The sequence below is a fragment of the Microbacterium esteraromaticum genome (assembly GCF_016907315.1).
Lineage (GTDB): Bacteria > Actinomycetota > Actinomycetes > Actinomycetales > Microbacteriaceae > Microbacterium > Microbacterium esteraromaticum.
Genome location: NZ_JAFBBS010000001.1, coordinates 2,762,770 through 2,783,764, shown reverse-complemented (window position 1 = coordinate 2,783,764; position 20,995 = coordinate 2,762,770). Strand labels below are relative to the sequence as shown.

20 protein-coding genes and 2 riboswitches are annotated in these 20,995 nt (G+C 69.5%); of the genes, 13 read left to right on the top strand and 7 right to left on the bottom strand.

Translation table 11 applies throughout. The features are described from left to right. Window positions 1-16: 16 nt before the first annotated feature. From gcvP to JOE67_RS15815, 4 genes are all read right to left on the bottom strand, one after another. The gene (gene gcvP / locus JOE67_RS13265; protein WP_239528673.1) at window positions 17-2,863 is read right to left on the bottom strand and encodes an aminomethyl-transferring glycine dehydrogenase; all 2,847 of its coding nucleotides are present in this window, start codon (window positions 2,861-2,863) and stop codon (window positions 17-19) included. Window positions 2,864-2,919: 56 nt separating this feature from the next. Then, window positions 2,920-3,297, bottom strand: a complete 378-nt coding sequence (gene gcvH, locus JOE67_RS13260) for a glycine cleavage system protein GcvH (RefSeq protein WP_204976005.1) — start codon at window positions 3,295-3,297, stop codon at window positions 2,920-2,922. After that, window positions 3,294-4,424, bottom strand: a complete 1,131-nt coding sequence (gene gcvT, locus JOE67_RS13255) for a glycine cleavage system aminomethyltransferase GcvT (RefSeq protein WP_204976004.1) — start codon at window positions 4,422-4,424, stop codon at window positions 3,294-3,296. Before gcvT ends, gcvH begins: the two co-directional genes overlap by 4 nt. A gap of 53 nt (window positions 4,425-4,477) precedes the next feature. Further along, a riboswitch (glycine riboswitch) is annotated at window positions 4,478-4,586 on the bottom strand. A 1-nt stretch (window position 4,587) separates the two neighbouring features. After that, window positions 4,588-4,681, bottom strand: a riboswitch (glycine riboswitch). A 79-nt stretch (window positions 4,682-4,760) separates the two neighbouring features. Beyond that, window positions 4,761-6,365 (bottom strand): LuxR C-terminal-related transcriptional regulator, encoded by a 1,605-nt coding sequence (locus JOE67_RS15815; RefSeq protein WP_204976003.1) that lies wholly within the window; start codon window positions 6,363-6,365, stop codon window positions 4,761-4,763. A gap of 255 nt (window positions 6,366-6,620) precedes the next feature. Between JOE67_RS15815 and JOE67_RS13245 the strand changes: the two genes are divergently transcribed. From JOE67_RS13245 to JOE67_RS13210, 8 genes are all read left to right on the top strand, one after another. Then, complete coding sequence (locus JOE67_RS13245) at window positions 6,621-6,893, top strand: hypothetical protein (protein WP_204976002.1); 273 nt, start codon at window positions 6,621-6,623, stop codon at window positions 6,891-6,893. A gap of 52 nt (window positions 6,894-6,945) precedes the next feature. Beyond that, window positions 6,946-7,569: an NUDIX hydrolase gene (locus JOE67_RS13240; protein ID WP_420827658.1), complete on the top strand. Its 624-nt coding sequence runs from the start codon at window positions 6,946-6,948 to the stop codon at window positions 7,567-7,569. 148 nt (window positions 7,570-7,717) lie between these two features. After that, window positions 7,718-8,974: a quinolinate synthase NadA gene (gene nadA / locus JOE67_RS13235; protein ID WP_204977063.1), complete on the top strand. Its 1,257-nt coding sequence runs from the start codon at window positions 7,718-7,720 to the stop codon at window positions 8,972-8,974. Beyond that, window positions 8,971-10,446, top strand: coding sequence for an L-aspartate oxidase (gene nadB, locus JOE67_RS13230; protein WP_204976001.1), 1,476 nt, complete (start codon window positions 8,971-8,973; stop codon window positions 10,444-10,446). Before nadA ends, nadB begins: the two co-directional genes overlap by 4 nt. Beyond that, entirely contained in the window at window positions 10,443-11,294 is an 852-nt protein-coding gene (gene nadC, locus JOE67_RS13225) for a carboxylating nicotinate-nucleotide diphosphorylase (protein ID WP_204976000.1), read from the top strand. Before nadB ends, nadC begins: the two co-directional genes overlap by 4 nt. 1 nt (window position 11,295) lies before the next feature. Next, on the top strand, window positions 11,296-12,444 hold the full coding sequence (locus JOE67_RS13220; protein ID WP_204977060.1) for an aminotransferase class V-fold PLP-dependent enzyme: 1,149 nt from the start codon (window positions 11,296-11,298) through the stop codon (window positions 12,442-12,444). Window positions 12,445-12,552: 108 nt separating this feature from the next. Beyond that, a complete protein-coding gene (locus JOE67_RS13215) occupies window positions 12,553-13,491 on the top strand; it encodes a glycosyltransferase family 2 protein (protein WP_338041610.1) in 939 nt (312 codons plus the stop codon). Next, on the top strand, window positions 13,485-14,255 hold the full coding sequence (locus JOE67_RS13210; protein ID WP_338041609.1) for an SDR family NAD(P)-dependent oxidoreductase: 771 nt from the start codon (window positions 13,485-13,487) through the stop codon (window positions 14,253-14,255). Before JOE67_RS13215 ends, JOE67_RS13210 begins: the two co-directional genes overlap by 7 nt. Before the next feature lie 18 nt (window positions 14,256-14,273). Here JOE67_RS13210 and JOE67_RS13205 read toward each other — a convergent pair whose 3' ends face one another. Next, a complete protein-coding gene (locus tag JOE67_RS13205) occupies window positions 14,274-16,157 on the bottom strand; it encodes an ABC transporter ATP-binding protein (protein ID WP_204977055.1) in 1,884 nt (627 codons plus the stop codon). Between the two features lie 154 nt (window positions 16,158-16,311). Here JOE67_RS13205 and JOE67_RS13200 point away from each other — a divergent pair, with 154 nt between their 5' ends. Beyond that, window positions 16,312-17,787 carry a DHA2 family efflux MFS transporter permease subunit gene (locus tag JOE67_RS13200; RefSeq protein ID WP_204975999.1) on the top strand — a complete coding sequence of 492 codons (1,476 nt, stop codon included), beginning with the start codon at window positions 16,312-16,314 and terminating at the stop codon, window positions 17,785-17,787. A 41-nt stretch (window positions 17,788-17,828) separates the two neighbouring features. Then, window positions 17,829-18,413 (top strand): carboxymuconolactone decarboxylase family protein, encoded by a 585-nt coding sequence (locus tag JOE67_RS13195; protein ID WP_204975998.1) that lies wholly within the window; start codon window positions 17,829-17,831, stop codon window positions 18,411-18,413. 7 nt (window positions 18,414-18,420) lie between these two features. Here JOE67_RS13195 and JOE67_RS13190 read toward each other — a convergent pair whose 3' ends face one another. After that, window positions 18,421-18,645: a hypothetical protein gene (locus tag JOE67_RS13190; RefSeq protein ID WP_204975997.1), complete on the bottom strand. Its 225-nt coding sequence runs from the start codon at window positions 18,643-18,645 to the stop codon at window positions 18,421-18,423. Window positions 18,646-18,744: 99 nt separating this feature from the next. Here JOE67_RS13190 and JOE67_RS13185 point away from each other — a divergent pair, with 99 nt between their 5' ends. Both JOE67_RS13185 and JOE67_RS13180 read left to right on the top strand, forming a co-directional pair. After that, a complete protein-coding gene (locus tag JOE67_RS13185; RefSeq protein WP_204975996.1) occupies window positions 18,745-19,230 on the top strand; it encodes a DUF6328 family protein in 486 nt (161 codons plus the stop codon). A gap of 146 nt (window positions 19,231-19,376) precedes the next feature. Beyond that, complete coding sequence (locus tag JOE67_RS13180) at window positions 19,377-19,667, top strand: Fe-S cluster assembly protein HesB (RefSeq protein WP_204975995.1); 291 nt, start codon at window positions 19,377-19,379, stop codon at window positions 19,665-19,667. Between the two features lie 67 nt (window positions 19,668-19,734). Here the strand turns inward: JOE67_RS13180 and JOE67_RS13175 are convergent, their stop codons facing one another. Next, window positions 19,735-20,160 carry a Dps family protein gene (locus tag JOE67_RS13175; protein ID WP_239528668.1) on the bottom strand — a complete coding sequence of 142 codons (426 nt, stop codon included), beginning with the start codon at window positions 20,158-20,160 and terminating at the stop codon, window positions 19,735-19,737. A 261-nt stretch (window positions 20,161-20,421) separates the two neighbouring features. Here JOE67_RS13175 and JOE67_RS13170 point away from each other — a divergent pair, with 261 nt between their 5' ends. Beyond that, window positions 20,422-20,988 carry a 1-acyl-sn-glycerol-3-phosphate acyltransferase gene (locus tag JOE67_RS13170; protein ID WP_204975993.1) on the top strand — a complete coding sequence of 189 codons (567 nt, stop codon included), beginning with the start codon at window positions 20,422-20,424 and terminating at the stop codon, window positions 20,986-20,988. The last annotated feature ends 7 nt before the right edge of the window (window positions 20,989-20,995 follow it).

The window sequence follows — 20,995 nt, the reverse complement described above, 5'->3', positions numbered from 1 at the left end:
CGGCAGGTGCCGGTGATCAGGCGAAAGCCTCGATCGGAGGGCAGGCGCACACGAGGTTGCGGTCGCCGTAGGCCTGGTCGATCCGTCGGACCGGTGGCCAGTACTTCGACGCGATCAGCGCGTGAACCGGATACGCGGCGACCTCGCGCGAGTACGCGTGGTCCCACTCCCCCGCGATCAGCGACGCTGCTGTGTGCGGCGCGTTCACGAGCGGGTTGTCGTCGGCGGGCCAGGTGCCCGCGGCCACGGCATCCGCCTCTGCCTTGATCTGGATCATCGCCTCGACGAACCGGTCGACCTCGGCGAGGTCCTCCGACTCCGTCGGCTCGACCATGAGCGTGCCCGCGACGGGGAACGACATCGTCGGCGCGTGGAAGCCGTAGTCGATCAGCCGCTTGGCGACGTCGTCGACCGTGATGCCGGTCGCCTCCTTGAGCGGGCGCAGGTCGAGGATGCACTCGTGCGCGACGCGATCGTTCTCACCGGTGTAGAGCACAGGGAAGTGATCGCGAAGACGCAGCGCGATGTAGTTGGCCGAGAGCACGGCGGCAGCGGTCGCGCTGCGCAGCCCCTCTGCGCCCATCATGCGCACATAGGCCCAGGAGATGGGCAGGACGCCGGCCGATCCGTACGGAGCGCCCGAGACGGGCCCGCCGTCGAAGACGAAGCCGCCCGCGTGCTCGCTCTTCTGCGCCTGCGGGTGACCGGGCAGGTAAGGCGCAAGGTGCGCCTTGGCCGCCACGGGTCCGATGCCGGGTCCGCCGCCGCCATGCGGGATGGCGAACGTCTTGTGCAGGTTGAGGTGCGACACGTCGCCGCCCAGATCGCCGAAGCGCGCGTAGCCGAGCAGGGCGTTGAGGTTCGCGCCGTCGACGTAGACCTGCCCGCCGGCGTCGTGCACGGCCGAGGTGATGTCGACCACCTGCTGCTCGTACACGCCGTGCGTGGACGGGTAGGTGATCATCAGCGCCGACAGCGTCTCGGCGTGCTGGGCGATCTTTGCGCGCAGGTCGTCGAGGTCGACGTTGCCGAGCTCGTCGGTGGCGACGACGACGACCTTCATGCCCGCGAGGACCGCGGACGCGGCGTTGGTGCCGTGAGCCGAACTCGGGATCAGGCACACGTCGCGGTGCGTGTCGCCGTTGGCGAGGTGGTAGCCGCGGATAGCCAGCAGACCTGCCAGCTCACCCTGGGAGCCGGCGTTCGGCTGCAGCGACACGGCGTCGTAGCCGGTGACCTCGGCGAGCCACGCCTCGAGCTGGTCGATCATGGCCAGCGAGCCCTCGACGTCCTCCGCGGGAGCGAAGGGATGCAGCTGGGCGAACTCCGGCCAGGTGATCGCGGCCATCTCTGTTGCAGCGTTGAGCTTCATCGTGCACGAGCCCAGCGGGATCATCCCGCGGTCGAGCGCGTAGTCGCGGTCGGCGAGCTGCTTGAGATAGCGCATCATGGCCGTCTCGGAGCGGTGGGCGTGGAAGACAGGGTGCGTGAGGTACTCGTCGTCGCGCAGCAGTGCCTCGGGCAGGGCGCCCGCGGAACCGGCGCCGAAGAAGCCGAAGACCCGCTCCTGCTTGCCGCCGAACAGCACCGCCACTCGGTGCAGGTCGGTGAACGAGGTGGTCTCGTCGATCGCGATGCCCACGGTGTCGGCATCCGCCAGGCGAAGCAGGATGCCGTCGGCGTGCGCCCGGGCGACCAGAGCCTCCGCGCCTCCCTCGACCCGCACGTTCAGCGTGTCGAAGAACGCGTCGTGCACGACCTCGGCGCCGGCCTCGACCAGCCAGTCCCGCAGCAGCGCGGCCTTGCCCGCCACCTCGGCGGCGATCGCGCGCAGACCGTCCGGACCGTGGTACACCGCGTACATCGACGCCATCACGGCCAGCAGCACCTGTGCGGTGCAGATGTTCGACGTCGCCTTCTCACGACGGATGTGCTGCTCACGGGTCTGCAGCGACAGACGGTAGGCGGGGTAGCCGACCGCGTCGACCGAGACACCGACCAGTCGACCGGGAAGCTGACGCTCGAGACCCGCGCGCACGGCCATGTAGCCGGCGTGGGGTCCGCCGAAGCCCATGGGAACGCCGAAGCGCTGCGTCGTGCCCACGCCCACGTCGGCGCCGAGCGACCCGGGCGAGCGCAGCAGGGTCAGGGCGAGCAGGTCGGCGGCGGCGACGGCGATGCCGTTCGCGAGGTGCGCGGCATCGATGACCGCGCTGGGGTCCCACACGCGACCGGAGGCGCCGGGATACTGCACGAGCACGCCGAACAGCTCGTCGGGCAGCTTCTCGCCGCCGGCGAGGTCGCGCTCGACGAGCTCGATGCCCACGGCGTCAGCACGCGTGCGCAGCAGCGCCTTGGTCTGCGGAAGGGCATCCGCGTCGACGACGAAGACGTTCGACTTCGACTTCGACGCACGCCGCGCGAGCAGCATGCCCTCTGCGACGGCGGTCGACTCGTCGAGCATCGACGCGTTCGCGGTCGAGAGCCCGGTCAGGTCGGAGACCATGGTCTGGAAGTTGATGAGCGCTTCGAGACGGCCCTGCGAGATCTCCGGCTGGTACGGCGTGTAGGCGGTGTACCAGGAGGGGTTCTCGAGGACGTTGCGCTGGATGACCGACGGCGTGAGAGTGCCGTAGTAGCCGAGGCCGATCATCGGGCGGTTCACCGTGTTGCGGCTCGCGAGAGCGCGCAGCTCGGCGAGAGCCTCGGCCTCGCTCGCGGCGGCGGGGATCACGGACTCTTCGGAGGGGCCGGTGAAGATGGATGCCGGCACGGCCTGACGCATGAGCGCCTCGACCGGCGCCTCGGCCATCGGGTCATCTGAAGCGTCGGGCGAAGCGGAGATCCCGAGCGCGGCGAGCATCTGCTCGCGCGCGTCGGCGGTGATGCCGATGTGGCGATCTGCGAATGAGGTCACTCTCAGGCCTCCGTGTGCGCCACGTACGCGTCGCGGTCGAGCAGACCGTCGAGTGCGCCGTCGGCGACCTCGACCTTGATGAGCCACGCGTCGCCGAAAGGCGAGGAGTTCAGCAGGGCGGGGTCGTCGACGACCGCGTCGTTGATCTCGACGACCGTGCCGGTCACCGGGGCGTAGAGCTCCGAGACCGACTTGGTCGACTCGGCCTCGCCGAACACGTCGCCACGCCTGAACTCGGCGCCGACCTCGGGAAGCTCGACGAAGACGATGTCACCGAGAGCGTCGGCGGCGAAGTCGGTGATGCCGATCGTCGCGGTGGTGCCGTCGAGGGCGACCCACTCGTGCTCTTCGCTGTACTTGAGGGTGTTGAGATCGGTCATTTCTTCCTCCGGTAGAAAGGCAGGGCGGTGCGGGTTGCGGGGATCTTCGTCCCCCGGACGTCGAGGAACAGGTCGGCGCCCTCTTCGGCGTGCGACGGGTTCACGTAGGCCATCGCGATCGGGTGGCCGAGCGTCGGGCTGAGAGCACCGCTGGTGATCTCGCCGACGACGGTGCCATCCTCGAGCACGACGGGGTAACCGGCGCGGCCGGCGCGGCGGCCTTCGGCCGAGAGCCCGATGAGGGTGCGGCCCGCCTGGGTTCCGGTGCCTGTTGCTCCGTCCGCGAGGGCGGCCTTGCCGACGAAGCGCTCCTTGTCTGAGACGACGACGCGACCGAGTCCCGCCTGAGCCGGCACCGTCTCACGGCTCAGCTCATTGCCGTACAACGGCATCCCCGCCTCCAGGCGCAGCGTGTCGCGGGCGGCGAGACCGGCGGGGACGAGCCCGTGCTCTGTCCCCGCGGCGAGCGCGGCGTCCCACAGGTCGGCTGCATCGGCGGCATCGACGAGCAGCTCGAAGCCGTCTTCACCCGTGTAGCCCGTGCGCGCGAGAAGCAGCGGCTTGCCGCGGTAGACGGCGCTCGCCCACGCGTAGTACTTCTGTTCATCCCACGGCACGCTCACGTCGTCGATGCCCTCGATCGACGCGACGATCTCGGCCGCCTTCGGCCCCTGGACGGCGATCAGCGCGTAGTCGTCCGAGACGTCAGCGACGGCGACATCGCCCTCGACCTCCCCGACGCGAGCGGTCAGAGCCTCGCGGACGGCGTCGCGGTTGCCTGCGTTCGAGATGATCAGGAAGTCGTCGGCCTGCAGGCGGTAGACGATGACATCGTCGATGATCCCGCCGTCCTCGGAGAGCAGCAGCGAGTACTTCGCCTTGCCGATGCTCATGGCGGACAGCCGCCCGGCCAGCGCGTAGTCGAGGTACTCGGCAGCCGCACCGCCTCGTACGGTGAACTCGGCCATGTGCGAGATGTCGAAGACACCCGCGGCCTGACGCACGGCGTGGTGCTCGGCCAGGTCGGAGGTGTAGCGAACCGGCATCTGCCAGCCGCCGAAGTCGGTGAAGGACGCGCCGAGCGCCTCATGGCGCGCGCGGAGCGGGGTGTAACGGGGTTCGGTCACGGAGTTCTCCCGGTCAGGGTCGGGCAGGACGACGTCGTCGGCATCCTCGGAACTCCCCCTCTGTCATCGGGCCTGAGAGCTTCGCCCCTTCGGCCGGCACAAGGCCGTTCGAGGTGGGGTTTTCACCGTCGGCGGATGCGTGAGCATCTCTTTTCAGAGCGGCCGGACCAGGGCGGTAGGGGTACCTGAGAGATTGGCGGGGAGGCTTGCTCCTTCGGTGCCCGACCATCATCATCGGGCTCTCCCGCACGGGTCATGCGGCCTGTGTTCGATTAGGCCTCCAGCATAGCGGGACGGAGGCGCTCCGGTAGGCGGGTTGCGCACGCTCTCGCCGGTTCAGCGCGGAGCGTCGTCCTCGATGTCCGACTCGCCGTCAGCGGCGAGCAGCTGCCGCTCGACGGCGACCATGATGGCCTCCTGGCGGTTGGCCGCTCCGAGTTTGCGGTAGATGCTGCGAAGCTGCGATTTGACGGTGTTCGGCGACACGTAGAGCTCGCGGGCGATGGCGGCCGCAGATCCGCTGTCCATCAGGGCCGACAGCACCGTGCGCTCACGTGCCGTCAGGGTCTGCGCCGATGCCAGGTCGGGCAGCACGGATCGGGCGCTGATGCCGTCGAAGAGGGAGCTGTGACCGCCTGCGGTGAGCGCCGCGACCACGCGGTCGAAATCCGATCTCGGCAGGAACGCCAGCGGCATCCGCAGTCCGGTGCGAGCCAGCAGTGCGCCGAGGTAGTCGACCGCGGAGCCAGCCCGTGCGGCGCTGCTGCGGCGAAGCAGCGTGGCGACCTCGATCGACGACGCCTCCGCGGCCGTACGAAGCGGGAGCGGGTCGGTCGACAACGCGGCGAGCCGCCGGAGCGCTGAGCCGGGATGCCCTCTCATCAGTTCGATGCGGGCCCGGGCGACCTCGCGCGTGGGTCCGATCGCGAAGTCGGACTCGACGATCGCCGATGCCACGCGCACGTTTCCGAGGCTGAGCTGCAGCATCGACCTCGCGAAGGCGACCGCGCTCGACGGCACCGCGCGTCCGGTGTGCAACTCGATCGAGCGCATCTGCGTCTCGAGTTCCGCGAGACCTGTCGCCGGATCGCCCGAGACCATGCGCGCCATGGCCGCCACGGTGTCGAGCGCCACGCGCTGCTCGAAGGGCACGGCCGTGTCCACCGTCTCGAGCCGGGCCAGCACGCCCTCTCCGTCGAAGCTCTCGAGGTCGATCATCGAGGCGGCGATCCAGTCATTGACCGCGCCTGTCGAGCCGAGAGCCTCCGCACCGGCCACGGCCCGGGCATGTTCGAGATAGCGGCTCGCGAGCCGGATGTCTCCTTCGTAGCCGAACACCGCCGCGAGGCCCGCGATCTCGGTCGGGTCGGCGGGCCCTGGCACCGTCGGCGCGACCGCCTGGCCCGCCGCGAACGCCTCCAGGGCGAGGTCGACCTCGCCGGTGTAGTGCAGCGCGACGCCGATCTGCGTGTACAGATCGGCCAGCGGAACGGACTGCAGACGACTCGTCGCCTCGCGGGCGTACGTCATCGCCGCCCGCGCGGAGCTGCTCGCGTGGTCGGCGCTGCCCGCACGCTGGTGTCGCGCACTGTCTGCGGAGAGGATGAGCGCTCGGTCGATCGCCATGAGTCCGGAGCTGTCGCTCTGCGCGGCGGCGACCGCGCGGCCGATCAGTCGCTCAGCTCGCTCCGGATCGAGCCCCGCCTCGACAGCGCACAGGCCGGCGAGCATCCCCAGCAGCGGGCTGCGCTCGTATGCCCTCTGGTCGAGCTGCTGAAGCGCGGCACCGGCAGCGGTCGAGCATCGGCCGCACAGCTCGAACCAGGTCAGGCGCGCCGCCGCCTCGGCGGCGACCTCATCGCCGCGAGCGATCGCATCGACGAACGCCGCGGGCAGTTCGGGCGGATCGGCAGGTGAGGACGCGCGCCGCTGGTCGGTCACCCGCTTCTCCGTTCTTCCGCCGGTCACCCGGGACTGTCTCCCCGCCGTGCAATCTAGCCGACTCCCCTACGGGGACGCTGGGCATGGGCGCCGGCGCATTTCACACCAACTTTCACCCCCTGCCTCGCCCGCGTACGACGAGGTTTCGAACAGAATAGACTGCGGACGATGCGACGTGGCGTTCCCCAGCGCCCGCACCGAGGAGCGATTCCGCCCTCCGTGCCCTCCGTGCGCTCGTCCGAACGGAAGGCAACAGTGAGCGTCGAATCCGCGTCGTCGCACCCCGGGCACTCGATGGACCCCCTCCACGACCCGGCGCGCGCGACACCCGAAGGCCGGGACGACGCGTCCCGCCCGGAATCGGACGACGTTCTCGGATGCCCTGGTCCGGCGGACGGACCCCCTCACCGTCCGCCGGACGCCGTTCGCGGCATCGTCTTCGCGGTGCCTCTGGCCCTGCTGATGTGGGCGGTGATCATCGGCGCCGGCATGGCGATATGGCAGGCCGTCGCCGCGTGGACGGCCTAGGCTCGTCGATGTGAGTGTCACGACCGGACGAGGCGATGCGATCGGCGTCGCCGTGTCCACCGTGATCTTCTCGCTGCGCAGCGCCGACGACGGCGAACGTCTCATGCTCCCACTCGTGCGCCGCACGCGCGAACCGCATCGGGGATCGTGGGCGCTGCCCGGCGGCTGGCTGGACCCCGCCGAGGACCTGGATGCCGCGGCGTCCCGGACCTTGTCGGAGACGACAGCCCTCGAACCGAGCTATCTCGAGCAGCTCTACACGTTCGGTGACGTGAACCGCTCGCCCGCGCGCACCATCTCGGTCGTCTACTGGGCGCTGCTTCGCTCGGACCTCGTCGACGCGCAGCGCTCGCGGGCGGGGGCGCCCAAGAACGTCGAGTGGTTCGACGTCGACGCCCTGCCTCCCCTCGCCTTCGACCACAATCGCATCGCGGACTATGCGCTGTGGCGCCTGCGGAACAAGGTCGGCTACAGCCGCATCGCGGCAGGTCTGCTTCCCGATGAGTTCACGCTCACCGAGCTGCGCGAGGTGTACGAGGCGGTGCTCGGTCAGCGTCTCGACCCGTCCAATTTCCGTCGTCTGCTCGAAGGCTCGGACGAACTCGTGCCGACCGAGTCGTTCCGCACGGGCAAGCACCGCCCGGCGCGCCTGTACCGCTACGTCGCCCGCGCCTGACCCGGGCGGCTCGTCACAGAGCCGCCATCCGATTGCACTTCTGGTCAGATCGACCTAATCTGAGCGACAGACAGTAAATGTCATATCGACCAGAAGGCGGTCCCGCGTGTCCCTCCTCCGCACCATCGACCCCTCCGTGGATCACGCCATGCAGGCGATCGTCACGGGCGCGTCTCTCGATCCCACCTGCACCACTGACCTCGCGGACGGCCCCTGGAACTTCGACAGCCGCCCCGGATACGGACCAGGCTCGTCGATGGGCGACGTCATCCCGGTCGGGGCTCCCCGCCAGGGCGAGCTCCCGGCCGAGTATCGCGAAGCCGGCGAGGACGAGCTCGATGCGCGCATCCGCGCGGCCAAGCAGGCCCTCGGCGACCGCGTGGTCGTGCTCGGGCACTTCTACCAGCGAGAGGAGGTCGTGCGGCACGCAGACTACGTCGGCGACTCCTTCCAGCTCGCGAACGCCGCCCTCGAGCATCCGAATGCCGAGGCGATCGTGTTCTGCGGCGTGCACTTCATGGCCGAGACCGCCGATCTGCTCTCGGACCCAGCCCAGTCGGTGATCCTCCCCAACCTCGCTGCCGGATGCTCGATGGCCGACATGGCCGACATCGACCAGGTGGAGGACTGCTGGGAGCAGCTCTCCGAGGTCCTCGGTCCGCTCGACGAGCCGGACGGCGACGGCCTGCTGCCCGTCGTGCCCGTCACGTACATGAACTCCTCCGCCGCGATCAAAGGCTTCGTCGGACGCCACGGCGGGATCGTGTGCACGTCGTCGAACGCCGCGACCGTGCTGGAATGGGCGTTCGCCCGCGGTCGCCGAGTGCTGTTCTTCCCCGATCAGCATCTCGGCCGCAACACCGCCAAGGCGATGGGGGTGCCGCTCGATCGGATGCCGATGTGGAACCCGCGCAGGCCACTGGGCGGATCCACCGCCGCTGACCTGCGCGACGGGCAGGTGATCCTCTGGCACGGATTCTGCTCGGTGCACCGCCGGTTCACCGTCGACCAGATCGAGAAGGCTCGCGCCGAGCATCCCGGCGTACGGGTGATCGTGCATCCGGAGTGCCCCGCCGAGGTCGTCGACGCGGCCGACGAAGCGGGCTCGACCGACCACATCCGCAAGGCGATCGCCGCGGCGACCGAACCCACCACGTTCGCGATCGGCACCGAGATCAATCTCGTCCGTCGCCTGGCAGCCCAGCACCCGCAGCATGAGATCTTCTGCCTCGATCCCGTCGTCTGCCCGTGCTCGACGATGTACCGCATCCACCCCGGATATCTCGCCTGGGTGCTGGAAGAGCTCGTCGCCGGACGGGTGCAGAACCGGATCCGGGTTGCGGATGCCGTCGCGCAGCCCGCGAGGGTGGCCCTGCAGCGCATGCTGGCGGCGAAGCCGCGATGAACGTCATCGTCGCCGGCGGCGGCATCGCCGGTCTCACGACCGCCCTGCGTGCCGATGCGCTGGGGCACGACGTGACGCTCGTGTCCAAAGGAGCTCTTGGCGATGGCTGCACGGCGCATGCCCAGGGCGGCATCGCCGGGGTCTACGGCCCAGGGGACTCCCCCGCGCTGCACGCTCTCGACACCCTGCAGGCCGGTGACGGACACGGCGACTCATTGGCGATCACCGCTCTCGTCGACGGCGCGCCCGCCGCGATCGACGCGTTGATCGCGTCGGGCGTGCCATTCGATCGCACGCCCGACGGCGAGGTCGCCCGAGCACTCGAGGCTGCGCACAGTCGTCCGCGCATCGCGCACGCCGGCGGTGATGCGACGGGCGCCGCGATCTCCGCGGCGCTGACGCACCGGGTGCGGACGTCGCCCATCACCGTCCGTGAGGGACTGTTCGTCGCCGACCTGATCGTCGACGAAGGCCGGGTGGCCGGCATCCGCTCGATCGACGGCGAGACGCTGCGGGCGGATGCCGTGGTACTCGCGACCGGCGGCGCCGGGGGCCTGTACGCTCACACCACCAATCCCCGGGGTACGACTGCCGACGGCATCGCCGTCGCCCTGCGCGCGGGCGCCGCCGTCGCCGACCTCGAGTTCATGCAGTTCCACCCGACGGTGCTGGTCGACGGCGGCTCGTTCCTCGTCTCGGAGGCGGTGCGCGGCGCAGGCGCCGTTCTGCGGGATGCCGCGGGTCGCCGATTCCTGCTCGACGAGCATCCGGATGCTGAACTCGCTCCGCGCGACGTCGTCGCGAGGGCCATCGCTCGCCGTGCTGAGGAGCAGGGCGAGCCGATCGTGCTGGATGCGACCGCGCTGGGCGCCACCGCACTGGCCGAGCGGTTCCCCACGATCGATGCCGAGCTGCGCCGACGCGGCATCGACTGGTCTCGGCAGCCGGTCGCGGTGACGCCGGCCGCTCACTATCTGATGGGCGGCGTCGTCACCGACGTCGACGGACGCACCACCCTGCCCGGTCTGTGGGCCGTCGGCGAGACGGCGCGCACAGGCGTGCACGGTGCGAACCGGCTCGCGTCGAACTCCCTGCTTGAAGGCGCCGTGTTCGGGGCGAGGGCCGCCGAGTCGCTCGCGCTGCCTGCGCCGCCGGCCCGGTGGCCGGGTTCCGGGCCCCGGCACGTGCACGGTCGCGAACCCGACCGCGCCGGAACGGCCTCGGGATTCTCGCGCAGGGCCCTGCAGGAGCTGATGTGGGAGCAGGTAGGGCTGATCCGCACGGAGGAGGGTCTGCGGGATGCCCTCGCCCGCCTGCACGCGTGGCGGATACCCGTCGCGGCATCGCCCGCCGATCAGGAGGACGCGAATCTGCTCACGGTGGCGCGTTCCATGGCATCCGCCGCACTCGCCCGCACCGACTCGCTGGGCGCACACTTCATCCTCTCCCGCGCCCTGATCGGAGCCGCATGATCACGCCAGCCACTCTGCGACGCACCGTCTCGGCCGCGCTCGAAGAAGACGCCCCGTGGGGCGACCTGACCAGCACCGCGCTGCTGCCCGCGTCGGCCGACGCCACCGCTGATCTCATCGCACGCGAATCCGGCGTGTTCAGCGGCGGCGAGGTGTTCGCAGCCTCGTTCCGCCTCACCGACCCCGAGGTGCGGGTCGATCTGCACGTCGCCGACGGCGACCGCTTCGAGCCCGGAGACGCCCTCGCCTCCGTGACCGGACGCGCCCGCAGCCTGCTCACCGCCGAGCGCGTGGCACTGAACTTCACGCAGCGCATGAGCGGCATCGCGACCCTCACCGCGGCGTACGTCGATGCGGTCGCAGGCACCGGCGCGCGCATCGCGGACACGCGGAAGACGACACCGGGGCTCCGAGAGTTCGAAAGGCACGCAGTCGTCTCAGGAGGGGGCGGCAACCACCGGCGCTCGCTGTCGGACGCCGTGATGGCGAAGGACAATCACCTCGCCGTGCTCCGCCAGAGCGGACACGATCTCGCGACCGCGCTGCGCGAGGCACTCTCGCGACTGCCGCACACCACCCACGTGGTCGTGGAGGTCGATCGGCTGGATCAGATCGAGGCGGTGCTCGACGGCGGGGCGCACACCGTGCTGCTCGACAACTTCTCGCTCGACGACCTGCGAGCGGGAGTCGCGCTGATCGCCGGGCGCGCGACGGTCGAGGCCTCGGGCGGGGTGAGCCTCGACGCGGTTCGGGCGATCGCCGAGACCGGTGTGCAGGTCATCTCGGTGGGCGCGCTGACGCATTCGGCGCGTGCGCTCGATCTCGGGCTCGACCTCCGGGTCGGCTGAGGTGCTCTACCTGGATCACGCCGCGACCTCGCCGGTGCGTCCCGAGGTGCTCGATGCCATGCGCCCGTACCTGACGGGCGTCTTCGGCAACCCTTCGAGCCACCACACCGTCGGTGAGGCGGCGGCGCAGGCGCTGGAATGGGCGCGCGGGCGCGTCGCCGCAGCGCTCGGCGTGCGCACGTCAGAAGTGATCTTCACCTCGGGGGGCACGGAGGCGAACAACCTCGCTGTGAAGGGCATCGTGCTCGGCGCCATGCAGGCGGCACATGAGCCCGCCGGGCTCATCACCACCCCTATCGAGCACGAATCCATCCTGCAGTCGGCCGAGTATCTGCGCCGTCTGCACGGTGTGCCGGTGAGGCTGCTGCCGGTCGACGGCGCCGGCGCGGTGTCTGTCGAGGATCTGCGCGCCGCGTTGGACGCCGCGCACACCGCTCTCGTGAGCATCGGCCACGCGAACAACGAGATCGGCACCGTGCAGAGCGTGGCCGAGCTGATCAGCGCAGCCCATGCCCGGCAGGTGCCGGTGCACGTCGATGCTGTGCAGTCGGCTGGATGGCTCGACCTGCGGACGCTGGGAGCGGATGCGATCTCGATCGCCGGGCACAAGCTCGGGACGCCGAAGGGCATCGGCGCGGTCGCCGTGCGCTCGCGCGTACCGCTCGAGCCACTGCTGCACGGAGGCGGTCAGGAGCGCGGCCGCCGGAGCGGCACCGAGAACGTCGCGGGAGCCGTCGGTCTCGCCACCGCGCTCGACCTCGCCGAGGCGGAGCGCCAGCAGAGCGTCGCATGGGTGGCCGCTCAGACCGAGACCTTCATCACCTCGGTTCTGGATGCCTTGCCTCGGGCGTCGCTGACCGGATCGCCGGATCGGCGGCTGCCGAACCTCGCGAGCTTCACGTTCGCCGGCACGAGCGGCGAGTCGGTGCTGCTCGAGCTCGAGCGCCGTGGGGTGATCTCGTCGAGCGGGTCGGCGTGCGCCGCCGGCAGCGACGACCCCTCGCCCGTGCTGCTCGCGATAGGCGTCGCTCCCGAGGTGGCGCAGACCTCGGTGCGCTTCACCTTCGGTCGCGCACCGCTGCCCGAAGGTGCCGCGCAGCACCTCGCGGCGCTCGTCGCGGACGCCGTCGCGGCGGTAGCCGGGGCGTGAGCGGCGCCGTGGCCCGACCCGCGAGCGGCGTGATGTGCGCGGCAGGCGCACAGGCTCCGGATGCCCGTGGCCGGTCTCGAGTCGCGCTCCGCGCCGTAGACTCGGCTCGTGAACCCGCTCGCGACGATGATCGTGCCCGGACGCGACATCGCCGCCTTCGCTCCCGCCGCCCTCACCTCCCTGCAGGCGCAGACCGAAGGCCGATGGCGGGCTCTTCTCATCGATGACGGCTCCCACGACGACACGGGTGCCGTGTTCACGGCGGCCGCGGCACGCGACGCCCGGTTCGAGGTGCTCAGTCATGACGAGGCCCGCGGCCTCGGCGCCGCCCGCAATGTCGCCCTCGATCGCGTGGACACGCCCTTCGTCGGGTTCCTCGACGGCGACGACGAGCTGACACCGCACGCCATCGAGACCTGGCTGCGCACACTCGAGGAGTCGGGCAGCGACTTCGCTGCGGCGGCCTATGTGCGCTCACGTCTCGTCGACGGCGCCTATCGCGCCGGCCGTGTGCAGCCATGGGTGGCCGCCGCCACTGCGCCGCGACGACTGGGCGTGACGCTCGCCGAGCATCCCCAGGCCTCGGCGAACATCGTCGCGTGGTCGAAGCTGAGCCGTTCCTCTCTCTGGGAACGACTTCGCTTCCCCGAGAACGTCGCCTACGAGGACCAGGTCGTCGCGCAGCGGATGTACACCGAGGCCCGCGCGTTCGACGTCATCCCCGATGTCGCCGTGCACTGGCGCGTGCGGGACGACGGTTCCTCGATCACGCAGGGCAAGGCCCGGCTGCCGGTGCTGCACGACTACCTCGCGGCTCTGCTCGGCGGCATCGACGTGCTCATGGCCGCCGGTCAGCACGCCGCCGTCCGCGCCCGGGTCGCGCTCATCCTCGCCATGGATCTACCCTCGCTGCAGACGATCGCCTCCGAGCATCCCGACCCCGCCTACGCTGCTGCACTCGACGCCTTCGAGGCGTCGATGCGAGCCCTGCCGGGGTATGACGATATGACACCCGACCCGACCATGGCGGAGGCGCTGGCGTGGTGAACCTCGACGGTCTCTTCTCGCTGCACGGCCTCACCGCCGTCGTCACCGGCGGGTCCTCCGGAATCGGCCGGGGTATCGCGATCGCTCTCGCGGGCGCGGGCGCGTCGGTGGTGATCGTCGCAAGAGGCGGCGAGCGGATCGACGAGGTGGTGCGCGAGATCACGGAGGCGGGAGGGCAAGCCGCCGGAGTCGTCGGCGACCTCAGCACCCGCGACGGCATCCTCGCCGCCGCCGACGCCGCAGCCGAGCCGTTCGGCGAGCCGGACATCCTCGTGAACTCGGCGGGCATCAACCTGCGTCCGCCGATGAACGAGATCGAGATGGACGTCTGGGATGCCACGATGACCGTCAACCTCGAGGCGCCCTTCCTGCTGAGCCGCCGCTACGCGCCGGGGATGCTCGAGCGCGGTTTCGGACGACTGATCCACATCAGCTCTCAGCAGGCGCACCGTGCCTTCGTGACCAGCGGGGTGTACGGCGTCTCGAAGGGCGGGCTCGAGTCGCTCACCCGATCGCAGGCCGAGGCATGGTCATCCCAGGGCGTCACCGCGAACACCCTGGTGCCCGGTTTCGTGCTCACTCCCCTGAACGCCCGCCTGCAGGAGGATCAGGAGAAGGTGCGGCAGCTGGCGGCACGGACGATGGTCGGTCGCAACGGTGTGCCCGAGGACTTCGCGGGCATCGCGGTGTTCCTCGCCGGACGGTCATCGGGCTACGTCACCGGCCAGTCGCTGTTCGTCGACGGTGGTCTGTCGGTGCACTGACGGGCGGCAGCGCGCCCGTCAATGCTGCCCGTCCTCGAGCACCCGCGTCGATGCCATCTGCTGCGCGGCCAGCGTCGCGTACAGTCCGCCCCCGGCGAGCAGCTGAGCATGGGTGCCCGACTCGACGATGCGGCCCGCCTCCACCACATGGATGATGTCGGCATCGATCACGGTCGACAGTCGATGCGCGATCGACAGGGTGGTGCGGCCCTGCGCCGCGGCATCCAGAGCCTCCTGCACGACGCGCTCCGAGACGGTGTCGAGGGCGGAGGTCGCCTCATCGAGCAGCAGCACGGGCGGGTCCTTCAGCAGCACCCGAGCGATCGCGATGCGCTGCTTCTCGCCGCCCGAGAGCCGGTATCCGCGCTCCCCCACGACGGTGTCGTAGCCCTGCTCGAACGATGTGATCACGTGGTGGATGTTCGCGGCGCGGCACGCGCGCTCGAGCTGCTCGTCGGTGGCATCCGGCTTCGCGTACCGCAGGTTCTCGCGGATGGTGGCGTGGAAGAGGTATGTCTCCTGCGAGACGATGCCGATCTGATCGATGATCGACTCCTGCGTGAGCTTCTGCACGTCGGCCCCGGCGAATTCGACAGTGCCGTCCGTCGCCTCGTAGAGACGAGGAGCCAGATACAGGATCGTGGTCTTCCCCGCGCCTGAGGGGCCGACGAAGGCGACGTGCGTGCCTGGTTCGGCGACGAACGAGACCCCGTCGAGCGTCGGGCGGGCGTCTGCGGCGGCATCCGGATACCGGAACACGACATCCTTGAACTCGATGCGACCGCGGGGGCCAGGAGCGTCGGCGACGTCGATCGCACCAGGGGCGTCCTGGATCTGCGGCACCATGTCGAGGTACTCGAAGATGCGGGCGAAGAGCGCGGCCGAGGTCTGCAGGTCCAGCGCCACGCGCATCAGCCCCATCAGGGGCATGAGCAGCCTGGCCTGCACGGTGGTGAACGCGACGATGGCCCCGGCGGTGATCTCGGGTGCATCGCCGACGAGGAAGAACCCCGCGACGAGGTAGATGATCGCCGGCACGCTCGCCATGATCACCTGCACCACCGCGAAGAATCCCTGACCGCTCATGGCCCGGCGCACCTGCAGACGCACCTGGTTGCGGTTCTCGTTCTGGTATCGCACCGACTCGGTGCGCTGCCGGTTGAACGACTTCGACAGCAGGATGCCCGAGACGCTCAGCGTCTCCTGGGTGATGCTGGTCAGCTCCGACAGCGACTCCTGAGTCTCACCGGCGATCCGCGCCCGTACCTGGCCCACGCGTCGCTGCACGAGGACGAGGATGGGCATGAGGATCACGGCGATCAGCGTCAGGCGCCAGTCGATGAGGACCATCGCGACGAGCGATGCGATGACGGTCACAGTGTTGCCGAGCACGCTGGTGACGGTGTTCGTCAGCACACCCGACACGCCGCCGACGTCGTTCTGCAGACGCGACTGGATGACTCCGGTCTTGGTGCGGGTGAAGAAGCCGAGCTCCATCGCCTGCAGATGCTCGAACAGCCGCACCCTCAGGTCACCCGTGACCTCGTTTCCGACGGTCGACGTGAGCCACGTCTGCATCACCCCCAGCACCGCCGAGAGCAGGAACAGGCCGATCGTGACGCTCACCAGCATCGTGAGCAGGGGGATGCGCGGACCCCCGCCGTCGAGCGGGAACAGCGCGTCATCGAAGATGCGCTGCACCAGCAGCGGCGGGATCACGGCGAGGCCCGCGCCGATGACGACCAGGAGCGCGGTGAACACGAGACGTCCGCGGTACGGGCTGAACAGCGCGATGACGCGACGCCCGAGACCGGGCACCTTCGGAGCGGCCGCGTTGAGCCGCCGTTGTGCCGCTTCGTCCACGCCGCGGAATCCTCCGCCGCGGCCTGCGCCACCACCCATGCTCATCCCCTCAGGCTAGTCCGCGGATGATGCGGGAATACCGTCCCGCCGGCAAAGGTTAGGATGGACGGCTGACCTTCGCCGCCGGCCGCTCAGCCAGCCGCCTGCCGTCTCGCGCGGCCATTCGCCTTCTGCATCACCTTCGAGGAGACTCATGTCTGCCGTTCACACCGGGTCTACTCCCGTCTCCCCGCCCTCCGCCGGCCTCATCCCCGCGAAGGACATGGCGGTGATCTGGGTGCTGCTCACCGCCGCGTTCGTCGCGATTCTCAACGAGACGACGATGGGCATGGCGATCCCGCACCTGATCAGCGATCTCGCCATCACTCCCATCGCCGCCCAGTGGGTGACCAGCGCATTCATGCTGACGATGGCCGTCGTGATCCCGATCACGGGCTTCCTGCTGCGCCGCTTCACGACCAGGCAGATGTTCCTCGGCGCGATGGTGCTCTTCTCGACCGGCACGCTGATCGCCGCCCTCGCGCCCGGCTTCGCCGTGCTGCTCGTCGCCCGCGTCGTGCAGGCCTCGGGCACGGCAGTGATGATGCCCCTGCTCATGACGACGATCATGAACCTCGTGCCCGCCGCCTCGCGCGGGCGCATGATGGGCCGCGTCAGCATCGTCATGTCGCTGGCCCCCGCGATCGGCCCGACGATGTCGGGGTTCCTGCTCGATCACTTCGGCTGGCGTGCGATCTTCGTCGTGGTGCTGCCCATCGCGCTGATCGCAATGTTCATCGGATGGCGCTGGCTGACGAACGTCGGCGAGACCATGCACGCCCCGATCGATCTGGTCTCGGTGGTGCTCTCGGCCTTCGGCTTCGGCGGCCTGGTGTTCGGCCTGAGCCAGATCGGCGGTCTGGGCAAGGGAGCCAGCTGGGCTCCGATGGCGATCGCCCTCGCGGTAGGCGCCGTCGGTCTGGCGCTGTTCCTGGCACGTCAGGTGCGCCTCCAGCGTGACGATGACGCACTGCTCGACCTGCGCGTGTTCGCCTCGAAGGACTTCACGCTCTCGATGATCCAGATGTTCCTGCTGTCGCTGGCGTTCTTCGGCAGCATCACGGTCATCCCTCTGTTCCTGCAGGACGCCCTGCAGCTGAAGGCTCTCGACGCCGGCCTCGTCGTGCTGCCGGGCGCCCTGGCCATGGGCCTGCTCGGGCCGGTGATCGGCCGCATCTACGACAGTCACGGCACTCGCATCCTGCTGATCCCCGGGTCGATCCTCGCCGCGTCGATGCTGTGGCTGTTCACGACTCTGACCGTCGAGAGCTCGATCTGGCTGGTTCTGGTTGCGCAGACACTGCTCTCGGTCGGCCTGGCGCTGTCGTTCACACCGCTGTTCACGGCGTCGCTCGCCTCGCTCAAGCCGAAGTTCTACTCGTACGGCAGCGCGGTGATCGGCACCATCCAGCAGGTCGCGGGCGCTGCAGGCATCGCCGTGATGATGGCCGTCTTCACGGCCGTCGTGAATGCCGGCGGCGGCACGGACGTGCCCGCCGCCGTCGCAGCGGGAACGCGCACCTCTGTCACGATCGGCGCGATCATCGCCTCCGTGACGATCATCGGTGCGTTCATCATTCGCAAGCCCGAGGATGACACCGAGGGCGCGTCGGTCCACGGCGGTCACTGACACCTCTTCCGCCGGGGTGCGCAGCGGAGTACCGTCCGTTCATGATCATCCGCACCCCGGCGTCGGACGACGCCAGCGGAGCCGTCGCGGCGATGTACGAAGAGGACATCGCCGCCGACGGCTTCGTGCACTCCTACACCGCTGCGATGGCGGTGAATCCCGAGGCGCATGACGCCTTCGTCGCCCTCGTGAAGGCGGTTGTGCCGTCGATAGGCATCCGCGTCTACGAGGCCGCCACCCTGGGCGCTGCCCGCGCGATCGGCTCATCGCACTGCCTCGTCGCGCACGCCCGCAAGTCGATGACCGCGGGCGTGGCTGATGAGGCCGGCCTGCGCGCATTCGCCGCAGACGACGACTCCGCCTTCACTGCGGCCGAGCAGGCGGTCATCCACTACGCCGCACGGCTCTCGTCGTCACCGCGTGAGATGACGGATGCCGATGCTGCGGCTCTCCGCGAACACGGGTTCACCGATCGGCAGATCGTCGACATCACCCTCGCCGCAGGGCTGCGCAACCACTTCAGCCGATCACTGCTCGCCCTCGCCGTGCCGCTCGACGACGATCCTCTGATCGCGACTGAGCTGGCCACTGCGTTGCAGCATCGCGCCGAGCGCGGTGCCGGGTAGACCCTCGTCAGTCCGAGTGCGTACCGGATGCGCCGGCATCCGGCTCCTGGTGCGCCGACGCAGCGGCCTTATCAGCCGTCGCAGCCTCTGCCGATCCGGCATCCTGACCCGCGGCGGGGACCACGCAGTGGCCGTCAGCGCACAGCCCGGCGGCATCGGCGCCGATCAGCTGCAGACCCGGCGGCGCGGAGAGGACGCGCGACGGGATCTCGGGGGCCTGGTTCTCTGACATCCCTCGATCGTACGCCCGCTGCAGTGACGCGGGAGCGAGCCCGGGACCGTGCGCAAGCCCCTCGTCGCATCACGGTGCATCCGTGTAGCGTCCGATGTCATGAAGGACCCACATGCCGACGCGAAGGACGATGGACGTGACGAGACCACGACCGAGCGCGCTGATCGCAATTGGGAAGAGCTCATGCAGGAGCTGCGGGTCATGCAGACCGGCACGCAGATACTCACCGGCTTCCTTCTTGCGGTGGCCTTCCAGCCGCTGTTCCGCGACCTGAGCGACTTGCAGCGCCTGCTCTACATCGTGCTCGTGCTGCTCGCGGCGACAGCCACCATCCTCGCCCTCACCCCCGTGGGCATGCATCGGATCCTGTTCGCCAAGGGTCGAAAGCCCGAGCTGGTCCACGTCGCGCACCGCATCGTCAAGGCGAACATGGTCGTGATCGCAGCCCTCACGGTCGGGGTCACCGTGCTCATCATCGACTTCACGTTCAACCACGTCTTCGCCTTCATCGCGGGCGGGATCGGTCTGGTCGTCATCCTGCTGCTCTGGCTAGGACTGCCGATGCTCCTGCGCCGCGAGCGCTGACCTCGCGCGTTTCTGTGAGGCGTGCAAGCGCTCGGTGTGAAACCCCTCAGAGTGACGCTCTGAGCTTGAACCCGCAGGGCAGGTGCGGAATCGTGGCACGGACATCGCGCCGTACGGTGTGGTGTCCGCAACCGGAAGGAGAGCCGATGCTCACCCTGACCGAGAACGCAAACACGATCGCGGCGACCATCGTCGCCCAGCAGAGCACGACGCCGGATGCCGGACTCCGCATCCATTCGTCCGGCACCGAGACCGAGCCGCGGTTCGCGGTGACGGTCGCCCCCACGCCCGAACCGGGCGACTCCATCATCGGCGACGAGGACATCCGCGTGTTCCTCGAGAAGGCCGCCGCCGACGCGCTCGACGACAAGGTGCTCGACGCCTCGGTCGACGAGCAGGGCGCCGTGTCGTTCAGCCTGCTTCCGCAGCCGGCCTGAGCGCCATCCACGCAACACGAGGGCCGTCACCCAGTGGGTGACGGCCCTCGTCGTATGACAGCGGAGGTCAGACAGCCGGCGTACGGTTCTCGGCGCTGACCATCCAGGCGAACTGCTCGAGCTTCTCGATGATCCCGTGCAGGATGTCGGCCGAGGTCGGATCCTCTTCGTCGACCTGGTCGTGCACGTCGCGCATGGTGGCGACCGTGGCGTCCAGCCGCTCGGTGATCAGATCGATCGTGTCGGTGGTCGACACCTCGCCCGTCGGGTAGGCCGGCAGCGTGGTGGACTTCGCGACGGTCGCGGTGCGTCCGTCCGGCACGGCGTGCAGCGCCCGCATCCGTTCCGCCACCTCGTCACTGAACTCGCGTGCCGCCTCGATGATCTCGTCGAGCTGACGGTGCGTGTCGCGGAAGTTGCGGCCGACGACGTTCCAGTGGGCCTGCTTGCCCTGCAGCGACAGCTCGATCAGGTCGACGAGCACCGCCTGCATGTTCTTCGTCAGCTCGCCAGATGCCTTGAAGCCGCTCTCGGCGTTCTGACGCGGAGTCGTGGTCACAGCGGCGGCCTTCTTGCCGCCACCGCTCTTCTTGGTCGACGTGCTGCTGCTTCGCTTCTCTGCCATGCGTATCACCTCATCCGTTCTGCGCCCGCGCTGTGGACGCGTCGCGAAAGTACCATCGCGACGGCGACCGCCCCGAGGGGGTTGATTTGCATGCCGTCCTGAGTATGGTCGCTCCCCTAGCGTTGAGGGATGCTTCGTCGCGTGATCGCCGGTCTGTTCTGGAGTCTCAGCCGCTGGACGCTGCGGTCAGAACCGGCACCGCAGCGGCCGTCGGTGCTGATCGGGGCTCCGCACACGTCGAACTGGGACTTCGTGCTCATGCTCGCGATCGCCTGGCGCCTGGGCATCGATGTGCGCTGGCTGGGAAAGAAGAGCCTGTTCCGTGGGTGGCGTGGTCCGATCATGCGGGCGCTCGGCGGCATCCCGGTCGACCGCGACGATCCTGGTCGCGTCGTCGGCGACGTCGTCGAGATGGCTCGGCAGGGGGAGGTCTTCGGCCTGGTGGTCACGCCGGACGGCACCCGCAGCGGCCACACTCACTGGAAGTCGGGCTTCTACCGCATCGCCCGCGAGACCGGGATGCCGGTGACCCTCGGCTACGTCGACCGCACCACCATGACGTCCGGGCTCGGACCGACCATGGACCTGAGCGGCGACATCCGCGCTGACATGGATCGCATCCGCGCGTTCTACGCGGACAAGGCGGGACTGCGGCCGGAGCACCGCGTCGAGCCGCGCCTGCGCGAAGAGGGATGATGGAGGC